The sequence below is a fragment of the Bacillus sp. FSL R9-9530 genome, assembly GCF_038008145.1.
GTDB lineage: Bacteria > Bacillota > Bacilli > Bacillales > Bacillaceae_G > Bacillus_A > Bacillus_A mycoides.
The window spans coordinates 3150183-3169110 of record NZ_JBBOYO010000001.1 but is presented as its reverse complement, the minus strand read 5'-3'; the positions used below and the strand labels follow the sequence as shown (position 1 = coordinate 3169110).

General features: G+C 35.3%; 21 protein-coding genes. 16 read left to right on the top strand and 5 right to left on the bottom strand.

Going from position 1 to position 18928, the window contains the following annotated elements; all coding sequences use genetic code 11:
• The first annotated feature begins 104 nt into the window (after positions 1-104).
• The 11 genes from cdr to MKX66_RS15860 all read left to right on the top strand — a co-directional run bounded on the left by cdr (position 105) and on the right by MKX66_RS15860 (position 7012).
• Positions 105-1769, top strand: a complete 1665-nt coding sequence (gene cdr / locus MKX66_RS15910; RefSeq protein WP_326997008.1) for a CoA-disulfide reductase — start codon at positions 105-107, stop codon at positions 1767-1769.
• A gap of 185 nt (positions 1770-1954) precedes the next feature.
• Positions 1955-2218, top strand: a complete 264-nt coding sequence (locus MKX66_RS15905; protein ID WP_000456201.1) for a metal-sensitive transcriptional regulator — start codon at positions 1955-1957, stop codon at positions 2216-2218.
• Positions 2219-2306: 88 nt separating this feature from the next.
• Positions 2307-2867 (top strand): sulfurtransferase TusA family protein, encoded by a 561-nt coding sequence (locus MKX66_RS15900; protein WP_044444623.1) that lies wholly within the window; start codon positions 2307-2309, stop codon positions 2865-2867.
• A gap of 38 nt (positions 2868-2905) precedes the next feature.
• Positions 2906-4036 (top strand): MBL fold metallo-hydrolase, encoded by a 1131-nt coding sequence (locus MKX66_RS15895; protein WP_002087465.1) that lies wholly within the window; start codon positions 2906-2908, stop codon positions 4034-4036.
• 27 nt (positions 4037-4063) lie between these two features.
• Positions 4064-4294 carry a sulfurtransferase TusA family protein gene (locus MKX66_RS15890; RefSeq protein WP_002087464.1) on the top strand — a complete coding sequence of 77 codons (231 nt, stop codon included), beginning with the start codon at positions 4064-4066 and terminating at the stop codon, positions 4292-4294.
• Between the two features lie 24 nt (positions 4295-4318).
• Positions 4319-4546, top strand: a complete 228-nt coding sequence (locus MKX66_RS15885; protein WP_002087463.1) for a sulfurtransferase TusA family protein — start codon at positions 4319-4321, stop codon at positions 4544-4546.
• A 66-nt stretch (positions 4547-4612) separates the two neighbouring features.
• The gene (locus MKX66_RS15880) at positions 4613-4972 is read left to right on the top strand and encodes a sulfurtransferase (protein WP_326997009.1); all 360 of its coding nucleotides are present in this window, start codon (positions 4613-4615) and stop codon (positions 4970-4972) included.
• A gap of 4 nt (positions 4973-4976) precedes the next feature.
• A complete protein-coding gene (locus tag MKX66_RS15875) occupies positions 4977-5342 on the top strand; it encodes a rhodanese-like domain-containing protein (RefSeq protein ID WP_326997010.1) in 366 nt (121 codons plus the stop codon).
• Positions 5343-5356: 14 nt separating this feature from the next.
• Positions 5357-5653: a rhodanese-like domain-containing protein gene (locus MKX66_RS15870; protein WP_107887860.1), complete on the top strand. Its 297-nt coding sequence runs from the start codon at positions 5357-5359 to the stop codon at positions 5651-5653.
• 72 nt (positions 5654-5725) lie between these two features.
• Positions 5726-6205: a DsrE/DsrF/DrsH-like family protein gene (locus MKX66_RS15865; protein WP_002087459.1), complete on the top strand. Its 480-nt coding sequence runs from the start codon at positions 5726-5728 to the stop codon at positions 6203-6205.
• Positions 6206-6238: 33 nt separating this feature from the next.
• The gene (locus MKX66_RS15860; RefSeq protein ID WP_002087455.1) at positions 6239-7012 is read left to right on the top strand and encodes a sulfite exporter TauE/SafE family protein; all 774 of its coding nucleotides are present in this window, start codon (positions 6239-6241) and stop codon (positions 7010-7012) included.
• A gap of 33 nt (positions 7013-7045) precedes the next feature.
• Here MKX66_RS15860 and MKX66_RS15855 read toward each other — a convergent pair whose 3' ends face one another.
• Positions 7046-7486 carry a hypothetical protein gene (locus MKX66_RS15855; RefSeq protein WP_002029912.1) on the bottom strand — a complete coding sequence of 147 codons (441 nt, stop codon included), beginning with the start codon at positions 7484-7486 and terminating at the stop codon, positions 7046-7048.
• 148 nt (positions 7487-7634) lie between these two features.
• Complete coding sequence (locus MKX66_RS15850) at positions 7635-8837, bottom strand: LCP family protein (protein WP_131929390.1); 1203 nt, start codon at positions 8835-8837, stop codon at positions 7635-7637.
• Positions 8838-9151: 314 nt separating this feature from the next.
• Here MKX66_RS15850 and MKX66_RS15845 point away from each other — a divergent pair, with 314 nt between their 5' ends.
• Entirely contained in the window at positions 9152-10150 is a 999-nt protein-coding gene (locus MKX66_RS15845) for a YhdH/YhfP family quinone oxidoreductase (protein ID WP_326997012.1), read from the top strand.
• A gap of 34 nt (positions 10151-10184) precedes the next feature.
• Here MKX66_RS15845 and MKX66_RS15840 read toward each other — a convergent pair whose 3' ends face one another.
• From MKX66_RS15840 to MKX66_RS15830, 3 genes are all read right to left on the bottom strand, one after another.
• Positions 10185-11840 carry a Na/Pi cotransporter family protein gene (locus MKX66_RS15840; RefSeq protein WP_002010739.1) on the bottom strand — a complete coding sequence of 552 codons (1656 nt, stop codon included), beginning with the start codon at positions 11838-11840 and terminating at the stop codon, positions 10185-10187.
• A gap of 510 nt (positions 11841-12350) precedes the next feature.
• Complete coding sequence (locus tag MKX66_RS15835) at positions 12351-13340, bottom strand: NAD(P)-dependent alcohol dehydrogenase (RefSeq protein WP_098635821.1); 990 nt, start codon at positions 13338-13340, stop codon at positions 12351-12353.
• 181 nt (positions 13341-13521) lie between these two features.
• Positions 13522-14724, bottom strand: coding sequence for an MFS transporter (locus tag MKX66_RS15830; protein ID WP_002140467.1), 1203 nt, complete (start codon positions 14722-14724; stop codon positions 13522-13524).
• 320 nt (positions 14725-15044) lie between these two features.
• On the opposite strand from MKX66_RS15830, the gene MKX66_RS15825 reads away from it, so the two are divergent.
• From MKX66_RS15825 to MKX66_RS15810, 4 genes are all read left to right on the top strand, one after another.
• Positions 15045-16133: a DUF871 domain-containing protein gene (locus tag MKX66_RS15825; RefSeq protein ID WP_002029923.1), complete on the top strand. Its 1089-nt coding sequence runs from the start codon at positions 15045-15047 to the stop codon at positions 16131-16133.
• Positions 16134-16211: 78 nt separating this feature from the next.
• Entirely contained in the window at positions 16212-18152 is a 1941-nt protein-coding gene (locus MKX66_RS15820; RefSeq protein WP_215590761.1) for a BglG family transcription antiterminator, read from the top strand.
• 110 nt (positions 18153-18262) lie between these two features.
• Positions 18263-18583 carry a PTS lactose/cellobiose transporter subunit IIA gene (locus MKX66_RS15815; RefSeq protein WP_215590762.1) on the top strand — a complete coding sequence of 107 codons (321 nt, stop codon included), beginning with the start codon at positions 18263-18265 and terminating at the stop codon, positions 18581-18583.
• A gap of 1 nt (position 18584) precedes the next feature.
• Entirely contained in the window at positions 18585-18890 is a 306-nt protein-coding gene (locus MKX66_RS15810) for a PTS sugar transporter subunit IIB (RefSeq protein WP_002134545.1), read from the top strand.
• Positions 18891-18928 lie beyond the last annotated feature (38 nt).

Genomic DNA, 18928 nt, shown 5'->3' with positions numbered 1-18928 from the left:
TGAAAATGATTTTTGTATATTTTATTATATACCCATACGGGTATGAGTTTTTTGTTTGTAATACATGGAGAAATTAAATAATAAACAACATGGAGGTTTAAAATATGTCTAGAAAAATTGTTGTAGTAGGTGGAGTTGCTGGTGGAGCATCAGTAGCTGCAAGGCTTCGTCGCTTAAGTGAAGAAGATGAAATTATTATGGTTGAACGCGGTGAATATATTTCATTTGCAAACTGTGGATTACCATACTATATTGGCGGTGTAATTACAGAAAGACAAAAACTATTAGTGCAGACAGTTGAAAAGATGTCAAAGCGCTTTAATTTAGATATACGTGTATTGAGTGAAGTAGTAAAAATTAATAAAGAAGAGAAAACAATTATTATAAAGAATGTAACTACAAATGAAACATATAACGAGGAATATGATGTTTTAATTCTTTCACCAGGGGCGAAACCAATTGTTCCACCTATTCCGGGTATTGAAGAAGCGAAGGCGTTGTTTACGTTACGAAATGTACCTGATACAGATCGTATTAAAGCGTACATTGATGAGAAGAAACCACATCATGCGACGGTTATTGGTGGTGGATTTATTGGAGTAGAAATGGTTGAAAACTTAAGAGAACGAGGAATTGATGTTACCCTCGTAGAGATGGCCAATCAAGTGATGCCACCGATTGATTATGAAATGGCGGCATATGTATACGAGCATATGAAAAAGCACAATGTTGAGCTTATTTTTGAAGACGGTGTAGATGCATTAGAGGAGAATGGGAGTATTGTACGTCTAAAGAGTGGGTCAATTATAAAGACAGATATGCTTATTTTAGCAATTGGTGTACAACCAGAGAGTAGTTTAGCGAAGGATGCAGGATTAGAGCTAGGAGTTAGAGGAACGATAAAAGTAAATGAGAAATTTCAAACATCGGACCAACATATATATGCAATTGGTGATGCGATTGAGGTGAAAGATTTTGTTACAGAAACAGAAACAATGATTCCTTTAGCGTGGCCGGCTAATCGTCAAGGCCGCATGTTAGCAGATATTATTCATGGTCATACGGATTCTTTATATAAAGGTACGATGGGAACTTCAGTGGCTAAAGTTTTTGATTTAACAGTTGCTTCGACTGGAGTAAATGAAAAAATATTAAAACGATTAAATATACCCTATGAGGTAGTACATGTACAGGCCAATTCTCATGCTGGATACTATCCAAATGCTACGCCAGTACTAATAAAATTAATTTTTAATAAAGAGAGTGGAAAAATTTATGGGGCACAGGCTTTAGGACGTGACGGGGTAGATAAGCGTATCGATGTTATTGCAACGGCAATGAAGGCGAATTTAACTGTAATTGATTTACCGGATTTAGAATTATCATATGCACCACCGTATTCTTCCGCAAAAGATCCAGTAAACATGGTAGGGTATGCGGCAAGTAATATAGTAGATGGTTTTGTTGATACAGTACAATGGCATGAAATTGATCGTATTGTTGAAAATGATGGATATCTGATTGATGTTCGAGATCCTAATGAATTAAAGCAAGGAATGATCAAAGGTTCTATTAATATTCCATTAGATGAATTACGTGATCGCTTGGATGAAGTGCCATTAGATAAAGAAATATATATTACTTGTCAGCTTGGTATGAGGGGATATGTTGCAGCACGTATGTTAATGGAAAAAGGATATAGGGTAAAAAATGTAGATGGTGGCTTTAAATTATACGGAACAGTATTACCAGACCGGATTGTATATTGATATTTGTTCATCTTTCACTTCAAAATTTGGTGGAGGATGAACCCCCATGGATTAAGGTTTCACTTTTTGTTTTGCGAACATGTAAGATGAAAAATAAAAATAGGGGTTTACAAAATACCCTGTAGGGTATAATATATTGTCATAAGTTATAAATGGTGACATAATGGTAATGAGGTGATTATAGAATGGAATATAATCAAGATATGAAAAATAGATTGAAACGTATTGAAGGTCAAGTTCGTGGTGTGCTTCGCATGATGGAAGAGGGAAAAGATTGCCGAGATGTTATTACACAGTTAACTGCATCCCGTTCTGCACTTGATCGTACAATTGGACTCGTTGTTGGAACAAATTTAGAGCAATGTTTGCGCGAGCAGTTTGAGACAGGTAATGGCTCAAATGAAGAGTTAATTAAAGAAGCTGTTCAATTACTTGTAAAAAGCCGATAATCTGTCAAACGTATGTGTTGACAGATTTTCAAAAACATTCTATCATACCCCTATGGGTATGTGTATAATGATTAGGGAGGAAATGATTATGAGTATAAAAGTGGATATGAGTTTAGATTGTAAAGGTTTGGCCTGTCCGATGCCGATTGTGAAGACGAAGAAGGCGATGGAAAGTCTCGCATCAGGGCAAGTGATTGAAGTTCAGGCAACAGATAAAGGGTCTACTGTAGATATACAAAGTTGGGCGAGTAAAGTAGGTCATCAATATATCGGTACGAAACACGAAGGCGATTTATTGATGCATTACGTTAGAAAAGCACATGAACATGAAATGAATGAAATAGTGAAATATCCTCATACAATTACGAATTCGGAATTGGAAGAGATATTATTAAGTGGTGAAGAGTGTATTATATTAGATGTTCGTGAAGCGGCGGAATTCGCTTTTGGTCATATTCCATCTGCTATTTCAGTTCCATTAGGCGAACTGGGCAGTGCAGCGTTAGATCAGACGAAGCAAATTTATGTTGTTTGTCGAACTGGTAACCGTAGTGATGTAGCTTGCCACATGTTGAAAGAGAAAGGTTATGCAAATGTGAAAAATGTCATTCCAGGCATGTTAGAGTGGCAAGGGAATGTGGAAAAATAAAATTTTTTAAACAAAAACATACCTATGGGGGTAATAAGATGAATGTTAAACCGTTACAAGCAAAAGATGTTGCAGAGAAAGTTTTATTCGGAGAGTTATTTATTTTAGATGTTCGTAATGAGGCGGATTATGAAGATTGGAAAATTGAAGGAAAAGAAGTTACTTCAATGAATGTGCCGTACTTTGATTTATTAGAGGGTGTAGATCATATTGTTAGTGAACTACCTAAAGATAAAGATGTTTTAGTAGTATGTGCAAAAGAAGGGTCTTCTATATTTGTGGCAGAGCAATTAACAGAGGCTGGATTAGAAAATATTTATTATTTATCTGGTGGTATGAAGGCTTGGAGTGAATATGTAAAGCCTATAAAGGTTGGAGATTTAAAAGATGGCGGAAGTATGTATCAGTTTAACCGTCTTGGAAAAGGTTGCTTATCATATATGGTCATTTCTAAAGGACAAGCTGCTGTTATTGATGCAGTACGAACAGTTGAGGCATATGAGGAATTTGCAAAAGAACAAGGTGCTGTAATTACAAATGTAATGGATACACACTTACATGCGGATCATATTTCAGGAGGTCGTAAGCTAGCTGAGAAAGTAAACGGGACGTATTGGTTACCGCCGAAAGATGCGGAAGAAGTTGTATTTTCTTATGAGCCACTTGTAGAGGGTGCTGTAATTACTGTTGGACAAACAAAGATTGATATTGAGGCAATCTATTCGCCTGGACATACAATTGGTAGTACTTCATTTATTGTAGATGATGAGTATTTATTATCAGGCGATATTTTATTTGTGGATTCAATTGGGCGTCCAGATCTTGCTGGAAAGGCTGAAGATTGGGTAAGTGATTTACGTAATACTTTATATAGCCGATATAAAGAGCTATCTCAAAGTTTAATTGTGTTACCGGCTCATTATTCAAAAATAAGTGAAATGGATGAAAATGGTGTTGTGAGCGCAAAGTTAAAAGATTTATTTGCGTATAATGCAGGGCTAAATATTGAGGATAAGGAAGAGTTTCGTAAAGTTGTAACGGAGAATTTACCACCTCAGCCAAATGCTTACGAAGAAATTCGTCAAACGAATATGGGTAAAATTCATCCGAGTGCAGATGAAGAGCGTGAAATGGAGATTGGTCCAAATCGTTGTGCAGTTCATGAATAATAAAATAAATGAAACATGGAGGAATAGATGATGAATGTAAAACAAGTATTAGATGCGAAAGGATTAGCATGTCCAATGCCGATTGTAAGAACGAAGAAGGCAATGGAAGCATTACAATCAGGGGAAGTGTTAGAAGTACACTTAACAGATAAAGGTGCGATTAAAGATATTCCAGCATGGTCACAAACAAGCGGTCATGAAGTGTTAAAGCATACAGAAGAAGACGGCGAATTAAAGTTCTGGATTAAGAAAGCTTAATTATAAAAATAGGAGGCATATAAGATGAAAGTGAAAGAAGTATTAGATGTAAAAGGATTAGCATGTCCAATGCCAATTGTAAAAACAAAGAAGGCAATGGAAGTATTACAATCAGGAGAAGTATTAGAAGTACACTTAACAGATAAAGGTGCGATTAAAGATATTCCAGCATGGTCACAAACAGGCGGTCATGAAGTGTTAAAACACACGGAAGAAGCTGGTGAATTAAAGTTCTGGATCAAGAAAGCATAGCAGTTCAATAATAAGTGGAAGATTACATCCTCTGCTTATTATTGAAAGTAAAGAGGATAATCATATATGTCTTATATAGTTATATCTCTAATAGTATTGATGCTGGGAAGTTTAGTAAAACGTTACATTTCGGTTTTAAACGTTGAATATATTTCGTTAGAACAAGTAAGGGAAATTGAAAGTGTTGTTGTAGATGTACGCAATTATACAGAGAGTCACAGTGATAACAATTCTAGAATTATGTGTATACCGTATGCGTATTTAAAACGGTATTATCATGAAATACCAAATAAGCCTTTGCATCTTATTGTTCATAATAAAGTGGATCGGAATTTAAGCGTTCGTTTTTTAAGAAAGAAAGGGTTCCATATTCAAAGTTATAGTATATATTTGGACGGGAAAAAAGCACAGAAGGAGTTTAAATAGCTTTATGGATGTAAAGACAATATTGAATGTAATCTTAATTGTACTTGTATCGTGGTTTATTATTTCTCGCTTCTTACCAGTTAGAGGAGTGAAAAATATTACAGGGAAAGAATTAAAACGTATGATGGAGCAAAAGAATAAACAATTTATCGATGTTCGTACAGTAGGTGAGTATAGAGGGAATCATATGAAAGGATTTCAAAATATCCCGTTAAATGAGTTAGCGAGTAAAGCAAATCAGTTAGATAAAAATGAGGAAGTAATCGTTATTTGCCAGAGCGGGATGAGAAGTAAGCAGGCTGCAAAAGTATTAAAAAAATTAGGATTTCAGCACGTTATCAATGTTTCAGGCGGTATGAATGGTTTGTGAGGAGGGAATTTAAAATGAAAGAAATGAAAGCAAAAGAATTAGAAGGAAAATTGTTACGTAAAGAAGCAGTAAATATTGTGGACGTACGTGAAGTAGAAGAAGTAGCTGAAGGGAAAATTCCAGAAGCGTGTAATATTCCACTAGGACTATTAGAGTTTCGTATGCATGAGTTGGATAAAAAGAAAGAGTATATTATCGTTTGTCGTTCTGGCGGAAGAAGTGCACGAGCAGTTCAATTTTTAGAGAGCTACGGTTTTCAAGCAATCAATATGGTAGGCGGTATGTTAGCGTGGGAAGGTAAAGTCGTATAGTACAGAGATAAATGATTTGAGCCTTTTTATAAATGATAAAATACCCCTATAGGTAATTAGGAGGAGAACAACATGGAACAACAGAAGAAAACAACAATCGTTTTATTTAGCGGAGATTATGATAAAGCAATGGCTGCTTATATTATTGCAAATGGTTCAGCGGCGTACGATCATGAAGTGACTATTTTTCATACTTTCTGGGGTTTAAATGCTCTTAGGAAAGATGAGCATGTGAAAGTAAAGAAAACATTTATAGAGAAAGTGTTTGGAAAAATGATGCCGCGCGGCGCTGATAAGATGGGATTATCAAAAATGAATTTTGCCGGTATGGGACCAAAGATGATTAAAGGTATTATGAAAAAACATAATGCGATGCCTTTACCAGATTTAATCGATTTGGCGAAAGAACAGGGAATTAAACTTGTAGCTTGTCAAATGACAGTAGATTTATTAGGGTTAAAAGAGGAAGAGATTATGGATGGGGTAGAGTTTGCAGGAGTAGGAGCTTATTTAGCAGATGCTTCGGATGGGAATGTAAACTTATTCATTTAATTCACCTTCTTTTTAGAAGGGAGGGGATGTAAGATGAGCTTAGTCGTATTACTTTTTATAATTGGGTTTATAGGATCGTTTATATCAGGAATGGTTGGAATTGGTGGTGCAATTATTAATTATCCGATGATCTTATACATTCCGGTATTGCTAGGATTTGCTGGATATACATCACATGAAGTGAGCGGTATTACAGCGATTCAAGTATTCTTTGCAACTTTTGCAGGCGCGTGGGCGTACAGGAAAAGTAACGATATGGATAAAACTTTAGTTGTGTATATGGGAGCTAGTATATTAATAGGAAGCTTTGTAGGTAGCTTTAGTGCGAATCTATTAAATGAGCATGCTGTAAACGTTGTTTACACATTACTAGCTACTATTGCGGCTATTATGATGTTTATACCGAAGCGAAGCAATCGTAAGGGGACAGAAGGAATTACGTACAATAAGTGGCTCGCTAGTTTGCTAGCGTTTATTGTAGGAAGTGTTTCCGGCATTATTGGGGCTGGTGGTGCATTTCTTTTAGTACCGATTATGCTAGTTGTTTTAAAACTACCGATACGTACGACAATAGCAACATCTATCGCTATTACTTTTATTTCCTCGATAGGAATTACTACTGGGAAAGTGATTACTGGACAAATAGTTGTTATTCCGGCTCTTATCGTTGCGATAGCAAGTTTATTTGCCGCTCCTCTTGGAGTGAGAGTAGGGAAGAGAGTGAATCAAAAAGTTTTGCAATACGTATTGTCTACTTTAATTGTAGGAACTGCGATAAAGATGTGGGTTGATATGATATCGAAATAAAAAGATGGTGCTCTTGTAGCACCATCTTTTTATTTACGCCCAAATCACTTTCATTAAGTTCTTATATTCATCGTTTGCCAGTTTATATAGCATTCTCGTATGTTCAAAGACAAGTGCGGGATTAAAGTTTGGTTCTGAGAATGCAAGAGATGTTGAAATATCAATTGCATTTTGTTTGTTTAGCGTGAATTTTGCAAATCGATAAGATGTGTTTAATTCATTGATGACATGTAAAATATCATTTGTTGATGTTGAATCAGGTACAAGAGCAACATTGAAGCAGTATATATCCACAGCAGGATGTTCGCTTTGGAAAGCAGCGATAAGTTGAATTTTTGCGCCAGCTTCTGTTTCTAACCCTACTGAAAAATGTACCGAACCATCATTTTCATCTATATTTTCTTCCATGTATATATCGTTTGATTTTAAGTACTCTTTAAAATCTGAAATGTTATGTTTTACTGCAGCTTTCATATGTGTGTGCCCCCTGATAATTGGAATAGATTACTATTATTTATTATAATTTAAAAATATTAAAAAAGATAGTTGGAAAGTTCTGATTTTTTGTTTTGAAAGCATTAAAAAGAAGCAGTGCTCTACCTCCATAGAGCACTGCTTCACTTTATTCATTGTCATTAGACGATGTTTCTGTATCTTCACTGTTATTCTTATTTTGAGTTTCATCGTTACTTGATTCGCGTTCACTCGTATTTTCAGACTTAGATTCTTTTGTTTTCTCTGAGCTTGTTTTTTTCGAATCAGAATCAGATTTTGTATAGGCAGGTAGTCCAAGGTGACTACGAAGTTCGTTTGTAACATTAGCTAATTCTTTTTTATCTGGATTGTAGTAGTAAGTTCGACCACCACCAGCTGACTTACTACATGTATCATCACCTTTTGCCATGTAACAATCTTCACCTTGAAGTTGTAATTTCTCAATTTCCGAATCCGATCCATATTTATAGAATGAAAGCATGTCATCGAATGTTAAGTTTGTAACGAATTGTCCGTTAATATCATCAATGATGTTACCAACTTTTGTTACGGATCCAACGCTTGTTAGTTTCTTTAAAATGGCTTCGATAACGAGTTGCTGACGTTGACCACGCATCGCATCACTATCAACGTGTCGTGTTCTAGCAAGAGCAAGAGCTTCTTCACTATTTAACTTTTGAACACCTTTTTTTAAGTGAATTGCTTCGGCGTTATCATTACTATCTTGTTCAGTAAACTCAACTGGTACGTCAACTTCAATGCCGCCTAAATCATCAACGATTTTCATGAATGATTTAAAGTTGAATTTTACAAAGTAATCGACGGGAACATTCATTAATTTTTCAACTGCATCAATACTAGCTTGTGGTCCACCATCTTTTCCGTTTTTAGTAGAACCAAATGCATGAGCGTGTGTAATTTTATCTTTTTTCTTTTCTACTGGAATATAAGTATATGTGTCTCGTGGAATACTTAATAGTTTTACAGTTTTGCTATCTTTATTAAACGTTGCAAGTAATAGTGCATCCGTTCTTATAGCTTCACCATATTCTTTCCCACGGACATCGCTTTCATCAACGCCCATTATTAAGACAGAGACGTTATTTGTAATAGGTTTTACAGCTTTAGCACGTAAATCAGACTTATCACCGCGTGCTAAATCGTGAGCGGCGTTTCGAACAGCAGAAGATGCTTTATTTACTAAAAACCATGTATAACCGCCACCTATTATTAAAACTAATAGAATAACGCTTATAATAATTTTTGTTTTTTTCTTACCTTTTTTCGGTTTATTGCGTGTATTTTCTTGCAAAGATGGGTTTTGCTCCATTTCTTGTACTCCTTCATTTGAATTGAAATACGACACTCATATCCACTTATTATAATGAAATTTAGCGAAAAAAAACATTACAAATCATTTACATTTCGTAAAAATTCAATTTATTTATAAAAAGTTAGATTTTCTATATTTTATTTTTAAGATGTAGAACAAGTATAATGTGTTTTAGTAGAAATGAAAATATGTAATGTGAGAAAGTGATAGAGAAGTAAGATTTGTTGAAATATAGCCAATAAGATGTGATTAGCTGTATATGTACTTCTTATATAATAAAGAAAGATTTTACGGATGAAGGAGAGAGCATAATGAATAATACATCATTCCGAGCAATTGTCGTGAACGAAAAAGAAAATAATCAATTTGAAAGAAAGCTTGTTGAGAGAGAAATTAATAGTTTACCTGAAGGAGACGTATTAATACGTGTTTATTATTCGTCATTAAACTATAAAGATGCCCTTTCAGCTACGGGTAATAAAGGTGTAACGAGAACATATCCTCATACACCAGGTATCGATGCAGCGGGAGAGGTAGTTAGTAGTGAAAATAACGCCTTTCAGGAAGGCGATCAAGTTATTGTAACTGGATATGATTTAGGTATGAATACTTCTGGTGGTTTCGGAGAATATATTCGCGTGCCATCATCTTGGGTTGTTCCTTTACCGAAAGAAATGTCTTTGAAGGAAAGTATGATGTACGGGACAGCCGGTTTTACAGCTGCCTTATCGGTATATAAGCTCATTAGAGCGGGAATTACGCCTAGTATGGGAGATGTTTTAGTAACGGGTGCTACGGGCGGAGTAGGCAGTGTAGCAGTTAGCATTTTAGCGAAGCTAGGATATGACGTAGTAGGATCAACTGGGAAAATGGAAGAGGAACAGATGCTGCTACGTTTAGGTGCAAAAAAGATGATTCATCGCGCGGAGTTGAGTGATGAATCAGGAAGACCGATGCTTAAAGGAATATACGCTGGGGTTGTCGATACCGTAGGCGGAAGCATGTTAGAAAGTTCTTTAAAGGTAGTTAAGTATGGAGGCTGTGTAACAACGTGTGGTAACGTAGCAGGGCATGAATTAAATACAACTGTATACCCATTCATATTACGAGGGATTAGCCTTTTAGGAATAGATTCAGTTCAATGTCCAGTAGATGTGAGAAGAGAAGTGTGGGCATTGCTAGCAGGTGAGTGGAAAAATTCAGAGCTATTATCTTATACAGAAGAATGTACATTAAAAGAATTAGATGAGAAGTTTACACTTATACTGCAAGGAAAGTTAAAAGGAAGAACGGTTGTAAAGATGAAATGAAAAAAGAGACGCTTAAATTAGCGTCTCTTTCCTATTATAATGATTGTTTTAAATTTACTTTTCCTTGTTCACCTAAAACACCATCAGCGATATTTACAGCGTGATCACCGATACGCTCTAAGTTACTTACCATATCAACGTAGATGATGCTTGCATCACCTGAACAGCTACGTTCGTTCAGACGTAACACATGGCGTTTACGTAAAACACGTTCCATTTGGTCAATTTTACGTTCTTTTGCAATAACAGTTTGAGCTAGTTCAGTGTCAAAGTTTGTTAAAGCATTGATTGCATCTTGTAATGTTGAAATTGTTAATTCAAGCATTTCATTTAATTCAGCTAGTGCTTCATCTGATAGTGAAACGCGGTTTGAAATTTGGAAATCTACAAGTTCTACAAGGTTTTCTACATGATCACCGACACGTTCAATATCTCCAACAACACCTGCTAAAACGGAATGTTTTTCAGAGTCTGTAGGTGAAAGTGGTTTTTCTGATAGTAAAACTAAATACTCAATAATTTTTTTATCTAAATTGTTAATAGCTCCTTCTAATTGAGTAGCCATGTCAGCATGTTTTTTATCTTGTGTATTTAAAAATTGGTTTGCTTCTTTTAATCCATGTAATGAAAACTCAGCCATACGAATGATTTCTTTTTGAGCTTCTGTTAAAGCGATAGCTGGAGATTGCTCAATAAAGATTGGATTTAAATGTTGCGGTTTGAAGTTAATAGATGCATCTTCACCACGAATAATTTTTGTTACAATCCAGGCTAATACTGCAATGAATGGGAACTGAATGATTGTATTCGTTACGTTAAACGTCCCGTGTGCAAATGCAATTGTCATTTCTGGATTTAAGTTTAATGACGTTTGGAAATATTGAATTAAACTTGTAAATGGTATTAATATAATCGTAAAGATAATGGTACCGATAATATTAAAGATAACGTGAACTAATGCTGCACGTCTTGCTGCAATTGAAGTACCGATTGCTGCTAATACAGCTGTAATTGTCGTACCGATGTTATCACCGAACAATACAGGAAGAGCAGCTTGTAAATCGATTGCACCTTGACCGAATAGTTCTTGCAAAATACCGATTGTCGCACTTGAACTTTGTACAATTAAAGTGAAGACTGTACCAACAACAATTCCTAAAATTGGATTATCACTCATGCTAACCATTAACTCTTGGAATGACTCTAAAGAACGAAGAGGTTTCATACCTGCGCTCATTAATTCTAAACCGAAGAATAACATACCAAAACCGAATACAACTTGACCTACAGAATGTACTTTTTTATTTTTAAAGAAGAATAGTAAGATTGCTCCAACTGCCATAATTGGGAGAGCGTATTCTCCGATTTTAATCCCGATAATAAATGCAGTAACTGTCGTACCGATGTTCGCACCCATAATAACACCAATTGCTTGTCTTAATGTCATAAATCCGGCACTTACAAGTCCGACTGTTAAAGCGGTTGTTCCTGAACTTGATTGAATTAATACTGTAACTAACATACCTGCTAGTACACCCATAAGAGGGTTTGTTGTAAAACGATCTAGAATATCGCGAAGACGATCTCCAGCTGCTTGTTGCAGTCCATCGCCCATGTATTTAATCCCGAATAAGAAAATACCTAATCCACCAATGAACTGGAAGATCATATCTTGAATATTGTATTCCACGCATTCCACTCCTTAAATTTCATGTACGATGTAATTATTAACTAAACCTTGAGGCACTGTAAACGGTTTATCAGTAAAATTTACACTAAATTTACAAAGGGATAAAAAGTTTACAAATCTTTAAAGAAACACCTGGATTTAATTGGTTTTTCAGATGATATATCTGATCGGTTTGTAAAGAAGTCGCATTTATCACACTATTTGCGGATAGTAAAAATAGGTGAAGGGAAACTACCCAACTGGGTATGTGGATTGGAATTTTATTTTGTTATGATGATGGTTCTTTGCATATTTTTTGATTAAAGTTAGAAAAATATGTAGGGAAACGGGGGAGGTTTGAAATGGATTTATTTAATGAAAGTAAAAAACGATTAAATTATTTTAAACTGTTTTCTTTTGAGATGCTCGCAACAATAAAAAAGAGCAATTCGCATATGAATTTGCTCTGCTTTTTTATGTTAAAAACTTTCGGTGCTTTGCATTTTAACAATTATGCAAAGTGTTTTTTCTTTATTTAGAATCGTCATTATGCTCCAAAGTGATGACGACATTTCCCTTCTTATGTCCTTTTTCAACATATATGTGAGCTTCAATAATTTCCTCAAAAGTGTATTGCCTATCAATGACCACTTTTATTTTACCGTTCTCAACAAGTTCTTTAAGGAAATTTAATGCTTCGGAAGTTTCAGGTGCGTTTTGACTTAATATGAGTTTCACGCGACTTGTCAATTTAGTCCAGAGCATTTGAGCACTTGGTAACGGTTCAACGATATTTATATAGGTACCATCTTCCTTTAACATTTTAATACACTCTGAAAAGGAGCTCCTGTTTACCGCTTCAAAGATAACATCATAAGTTTCGTCTGTAGTAGAAAAATTTTTTGTGGTGTAATCAATTACTTCGTCAGCTCCTAGAGATTTGACCAATTCTAAATTGGAGCTACTGCACACGCCTGTAACTGTTGCGCCGAAATACTTGGAAATTTGTACTGCATAACTTCCGACACTTCCAGAAGCTCCGTAAATAAGAATGTTTTGACCGCTTTGAACGTTAGCTTTCCTAAGGAAAAACAAAGCTGTACGTGCTCCAATTGGGATGGCTGCGGCTTCTTCATAGGATATATTGGAGGGCTTCATGCACACTGCTCCAACTTCAGGTAGACAAATATACTCAGCATAAGAACCAAAATTTACTTGGGTAGCTGCAAAAACTTGGTCTCCTTTTTTAAATCGTGTGACGTCTTTTCCTACCGATTCAACTTCACCAGCCAATTCCATTCCAAGTATTTGTTTTTTCGGTTGCTTAAAGCCAAGTGCGATTCGAGCGGGTAGCCAAACAGAAGAGGGAACCGTAAAACTTCGTGAGCGAATATCTCCTGCTGTTACGGTTGTCGCTTTTATTTTTACTAGTATTTCATTGTCCTTAGGAGCAGGTTTTTCTATCTCTTTCAGTTGAAGAACGTCGGGGAGACCGTATTTTGTGTACACTATTGCTTTCATTAATATTTCCTCCAATTCGTTCTATATTAATATCATACGAACAACATGAATAAATAGAACAGCGGTTCACTCTTCAATACAATGCAAAAAGCAGTGTGATTTTTTTAGGAATCCACTGCTTTTTACAAATGTGTATACATGATTTTTTGGTCTAAGTACTTCGAAAAAGAACCAATTAGCATTACCCAACGGCTTTTTCTTTTGTTTTATCCCCCTGTTTTTGCTTCCGTAAGCTTGTGATGTAAATGAAAAGAAAAGCGATAAGTAATAGAGAGGAATATCGATATACAGTTGCATAGTTGGTAAAGTGTGCAATGAATCCAAAAATAATCGCTCCAGCACCAATTCCAAGATCAAATGCTGAGAAGAATGTTGCTGTTGCTACTCCTCTCCGGTGCGGTGCTACTCGGTCAATCATCCATGCTTGTAGTGCCGGTTGAATTGCTCCGAAACCACTGCCGTAGCACGCTGCGGCAATAATTAAACTCGGAATTGTAGTTGTATACGACAGCAAGATAATACCTGTAAACGTAATAATAACTCCTGGAATGATGACGAATGTATGGCCTTTCGTATCATATAATCTTCCAGAAAACGGGCGAGTTACAGCGATTGCAAGTGCGTTAAATAAAAAGAAGAGACTGATATCAACAATCCCGACTTCTGTAGCAAATAATGTGATAAAGCTCCCAATTCCCCCGTACATTAATGTAATACATAATATTAATAGTGAAGGAAGTAAAGCTTTACGCTCAATAAACCCATCGAGAAAGGTACCAGATGTTTGCTGTGGTGGTTGCGGCGATTTTTTGATTTGAAGTAGTTTCGTTAATATTAATGAAACTATTGTGCATGAAAGTGCACATAAAAAAAGAATCGTGAAGTTATATGCTTGCATAAGCCAAAGTCCGATAAGCGGACCGAGCGCCATGGCGATAGTTCCAGAAAGACCGAAATATCCCATGCCTTCACCGCGGCGAGCTTGCGGAATTAAATCTGAAACGACAGTTCCGTATGTAGTCGTTGTAATACCAAAACCAGCTCCGTGTAAAATTCGAACGGCAAGCAATAGGAAAACGGTTGAAGCGAAAAGATAACTGCCCATAGCGAGTAAACAAATAGCGGTACCGATCATTAAAATGATTTTTTTGTTGAATTTCTGCAAGGCATTTCCAGTTAGCGGCCTAATAAAAAGTGCTGCAACGGTAAACATGCCGACAACGAATCCGATATTTGAACTTGTGCCTCCAATTTCTTTCACATAAACAGGTAAAGTTGGAATTAACATTTGAAATCCTAAAAACATACATAAGTTTGCTAGAATTAGCGCAATAAACTCTTTCGTCCATAACGGTTCTCGTTTTACGAGTACTGCCTCTCCCATATATTCATCCCCTATATAAAAGTTTTCTCTATTCTTTCGAGTATATGTATTGGTCAACGTAACAGTCAAGGAAGGTGCCTTGAAAACGTATAACAATTTTCGAGGCGAAAAAACTGACAAATTTGTGTAAAAGCTACACAACTATGAAAAAAAGATGTAAAGTATAGATGTATAGACTAGTAGTTGTTATGAATGATAGAAATTGTTTTTTTTTTAAAGAAAGCGGATTCAAATTGTAGTGGAAGAAAAGGGGATACATACTTTTTCGCTACATATATTTGAAAAGGTTTACAATATGATGAAGAAAGAGGCGTGTACATATGAGACGATTAGGTATTTCTATTTATCCAGAACATTCGACAGTAGAGAAAGATAAAGAGTATGTAACATTAGCGAGTAAATACGGATTTACACGTGTATTCACATGTTTACTATCTGTGGATGGAGAAAAAGAGAAAATTATCGAAGAGTTTAAAGAAACGATCTCTCATGCAAATGCATTAGGGTTCCAAGTATTAGTTGATATTAGTCCGTCTGTCTTTACACAACTAGGTATTTCGTATAACGATTTATCGTTCTTCCATGAACTAGGTGCTTACGGTATTCGTTTAGATGTCGGTTTCTCAGGTTTAGAAGAATCGATTATGACGTACAATCCATACGGTTTAAAAATTGAAATTAATATGAGTAACGGTACGAAATATGTAGATAACATTATGAGCCATAGACCAAATCGTGAAAATTTAATTGGTTGCCATAATTTTTATCCACATCGTTATTCAGGATTATCATACGATCATTTCATTAAATGCTCGAAACAATTTAAAGATTACGGTATGAGAACAGCTGCTTTTATTTCATCATTCGATGCAACGTACGGGCCTTGGCCAGTAACAGAAGGGTTATGTACGTTAGAGCAGCATCGCGAATTACCGATGACAACACAGGCGAAGCATTTGTTTGCAACAGAATTAATTGATGATGTTATTATTGCGAATGCTTATGCTTCAGAAGAAGAATTACAAGCACTAGGTGCGTTAAATAAAGAGAAACAAACATTTGATATAGAACTATACGATACAACAACAGATTTAGAAAGAATTATCGTATTAGAAGAACCTCATTTTTATCGCGGGGATGTATCTGAATATATGATTCGTTCTACACAAAGTCGTGTGAAATATAAAAAAGAAGAGTTTAAACCGCATAATACGCGTGAAATTAAGCGTGGCGATCTTTTAATTGATAATGAGCAATATGGCCAATATAAAGGTGAATTGCAAATTGCTTTAAAAGATATGGTGAATACAGGAAAAACAAATGTAGTTGGCCGAATTATAGAGGAAGAAATCTTCTTATTAGATTATTTACAAGCTTGGGATAAGTTTGGATTTACGCTAAAGAAATAATGAACGCGGGATAAAAGGGAAAAAACTACTGAGTTCAGTGGCTTTTTCCCTTTTATATAAAGAGCGAGAGGAAGAGCTATGACAAAAGTGCATCAGCGATTAATTTCCATTTTAGAGGAGTTTTTAGAAGAGAAATCGATGTTAAATCGAGCTTTTTTAGCGAGCCGTTTACACGTATCAACGAAGACGATTCAAAAGGATATAAAATTATTAAATGATATATTGGAAGAACACGGAGCGAAAATTGAATCACAAAGAGGGAATGGGTACGAACTAGAAATTATACAAACTAAGAAGTTTGAAGATTTTTGCGTAAATGTATTTCAAAAACAGACAGAAAAGATTCCAACTTCTTATGAAGAAAGAGTAGCCTATATTTTACACCGTATTTTAACGACAGATGGGTATGTGAAGCTTTCACAGCTAGCGGAAGAGATTTATGTGAGTAAATCTACTGTAAACTTAATTATGAAAGATGTTACGGATATTTGTAGTCGCTATGAGTTACAAATTGAAAAAAGACCATATTATGGTATACGTATTGTAGGAGAAGAATTTAATATTCGTTCTTGTTTATCACAATATGGTTTACCGCGGTATGACCATACTCCGTTTCATGAGAACTATGAGCAGCCGGACACATATTTATCGTTACCCCATATTTCTCTCATCCGCTCAGTTATACTAAAGTATATCGAGGGAGGAACGATATATTTATCAGATATAGAAATTGATAATTTATCAATTCATATTGCGATTGCTTTAAAGAGATGCAGGGATGATCATTACATTCAAGCACTACATGTAGAGGAATCTGAACTTATAATAAAGAAAGAATATAAAATTGCGAAACAGATTTTAGGGAATTTAGGGGAAGAGCTAAAACTTCAATTTCCAGAAGAAGAAATTTTATATGTGACGATGCATTTATTAAGTACTGCTGTTACAGCGAGAGATCGCTATGAAAATGTAGAAGAGCTATTAGGGAAAGACGTATATGCATTCATGCAGCATATTCTTTTCAAAGTAGCGGAAGAACGGAATCTTACTTTTTATTACGATGAAGAATTATTATTTGGTTTTGGTGTTCATTTAAAAACGTTATTAAATCGTTTGAGATATAAGTTAAATACGAGAAATCCTCTTTTGGCAGAAGTGAAAAAAAATTATCCATATGCTTTTGAAATTGCAGTTCTCGTTGGAGATATAATTGGTGAATATACGGGTGAATCCATTCCAGAGAGTGAGATTGGTTATATTGCCATTCACTTTGGTGGGGCGATGAGCCGCTTGCAGGAAAATAATCAAAAGAAAAGATGTTTATTAGTTTGTGCAACTGGTCAAGGGAGTGCACAACTACTGAAATATAAAATTCTATCACATTTCCGAGATAAACTAGAGATTGTAGGTATTACAGGGTACTATCAATTGAAAGTGGAAGATCTTTATAAAGATAAAATAGATTGTATTATTAGTACGATTCATATACCGAGTGGTTTGCCTGTTCCCGTTATAAAGGTAAACTCAATATTTGATGATAAAGAGATTAAATCAATTGGTAAGCAGTTATTTACACATGTGAATGATAGTATGCAGCAATATATTAAGGAAGATTTGATCTTCTTAAATCGTAGTGCTTCTACGAAAGAAGAGGTTATTCAGTTTTTATGTGAGAAAGCTGCTGAGAAAAACTATGTACCCGCAAATTTTTATGCTTCTGTTATGGAGAGAGAGAACACATCTCCTACAGCAGTTGGAAACTTAGTGGCAATTCCGCATCCGATGCAATTATTAAGCGATACGACATTTTTGATGTTTTGTACACTCGATAAGGCGATTGACTGGGGAGATAAAAAAGTACAAGTTATTATTTTATTTAGTGTGAAGCGCAATAATAATGAAGATTTACAAAAGCTTTATGATTTTTTATATGATATTATGTCTAATCAAACTATAATAGAAAAATTGCATCAGGCTCAAGCTGTTGATGATTTTCAAGAAATCTTACTATCATTGTGAAAAAGTATATTAAAACTTCCGTTACATAACGGAAGTTTTTTATGTTTAATTGTATGCGTTTTCATAATAAGATAAAAATATAGAAAAAAGATAGCTTGGGGGAATTTAAAATGACTGATATGCAAACTCCATTTGCGTTAATTTTACATGGTGGCAACGCGAGAAGCGCGGCACTTGAAGCAATCGCTTTTGCAAGACAAGGAGATTTTCAGAATGCGAGTGAAAAGATGACACTTGCTAGTGAAGAAATTTCAGCAGCTCATCGCATTCAAACGGACTTAATTCAAGAAGAAGCAAGAGGAAATCATGCAGAAATAAGTTTACTGTTAGTGCATGCACAAGATCATTTAATGAATGCCATTACAGTGAAAGAACTTGCTGAGGAATTTATTACTCTTCATAAACGAGTGGAAGAGAAAGTGACAGTGTAATATGTACATTTTATTATGTTGTGCAGCAGGCATGTCAACGAGTATGGTTGTAAGAAAAATGCAAGAAGAGGCAAAGAAACAAGGGAAGGATTATAAAATTAAAGCAGTTGATTCGGAACTTGTGAAACTGGAAATGAAAAATGCTGATGTTGTTTTAATTGGACCACAGGTGAAGTATTTGTTTCCAGCGGTAGAGTTTCTTGCAAAGTCATACGATATACCAGTTGCAATTATAGAGCAGCGAGATTATGGTATGTGTGATGGTTTGAAAGTACTTAAGCAAGCTGAACAATTAGTTTTAGCGTAATTATATTTTTTTAAATATAAACATTATAATGTTATAAC

Bases quoted from the DNA above. Each gene is read 5' to 3' on its own strand.
- cdr (WP_326997008.1), top strand. From the start codon at position 105: ATGTCTAGAAAAATTGTTGTAGTAGGTGGAGTTGCTGGTGGAGCATCA.
- MKX66_RS15905 (WP_000456201.1), top strand. From the start codon at position 1,955: ATGGAATATAATCAAGATATGAAAAATAGATTGAAACGTATTGAAGGT.
- MKX66_RS15900 (WP_044444623.1), top strand. From the start codon at position 2,307: ATGAGTATAAAAGTGGATATGAGTTTAGATTGTAAAGGTTTGGCCTGT.
- MKX66_RS15895 (WP_002087465.1), top strand. From the start codon at position 2,906: ATGAATGTTAAACCGTTACAAGCAAAAGATGTTGCAGAGAAAGTTTTA.
- MKX66_RS15890 (WP_002087464.1), top strand. From the start codon at position 4,064: ATGATGAATGTAAAACAAGTATTAGATGCGAAAGGATTAGCATGTCCA.
- MKX66_RS15885 (WP_002087463.1), top strand. From the start codon at position 4,319: ATGAAAGTGAAAGAAGTATTAGATGTAAAAGGATTAGCATGTCCAATG.
- MKX66_RS15880 (WP_326997009.1), top strand. From the start codon at position 4,613: ATGTCTTATATAGTTATATCTCTAATAGTATTGATGCTGGGAAGTTTA.
- MKX66_RS15875 (WP_326997010.1), top strand. From the start codon at position 4,977: ATGGATGTAAAGACAATATTGAATGTAATCTTAATTGTACTTGTATCG.
- MKX66_RS15870 (WP_107887860.1), top strand. From the start codon at position 5,357: ATGAAAGAAATGAAAGCAAAAGAATTAGAAGGAAAATTGTTACGTAAA.
- MKX66_RS15865 (WP_002087459.1), top strand. From the start codon at position 5,726: ATGGAACAACAGAAGAAAACAACAATCGTTTTATTTAGCGGAGATTAT.
- MKX66_RS15860 (WP_002087455.1), top strand. From the start codon at position 6,239: ATGAGCTTAGTCGTATTACTTTTTATAATTGGGTTTATAGGATCGTTT.
- MKX66_RS15855 (WP_002029912.1), bottom strand. From the start codon at position 7,486: ATGAAAGCTGCAGTAAAACATAACATTTCAGATTTTAAAGAGTACTTA.
- MKX66_RS15850 (WP_131929390.1), bottom strand. From the start codon at position 8,837: ATGGAGCAAAACCCATCTTTGCAAGAAAATACACGCAATAAACCGAAA.
- MKX66_RS15845 (WP_326997012.1), top strand. From the start codon at position 9,152: ATGAATAATACATCATTCCGAGCAATTGTCGTGAACGAAAAAGAAAAT.
- MKX66_RS15835 (WP_098635821.1), bottom strand. From the start codon at position 13,340: ATGAAAGCAATAGTGTACACAAAATACGGTCTCCCCGACGTTCTTCAA.
- MKX66_RS15830 (WP_002140467.1), bottom strand. From the start codon at position 14,724: ATGGGAGAGGCAGTACTCGTAAAACGAGAACCGTTATGGACGAAAGAG.
- MKX66_RS15825 (WP_002029923.1), top strand. From the start codon at position 15,045: ATGAGACGATTAGGTATTTCTATTTATCCAGAACATTCGACAGTAGAG.
- MKX66_RS15820 (WP_215590761.1), top strand. From the start codon at position 16,212: ATGACAAAAGTGCATCAGCGATTAATTTCCATTTTAGAGGAGTTTTTA.
- MKX66_RS15815 (WP_215590762.1), top strand. From the start codon at position 18,263: ATGACTGATATGCAAACTCCATTTGCGTTAATTTTACATGGTGGCAAC.
- MKX66_RS15810 (WP_002134545.1), top strand. From the start codon at position 18,585: ATGTACATTTTATTATGTTGTGCAGCAGGCATGTCAACGAGTATGGTT.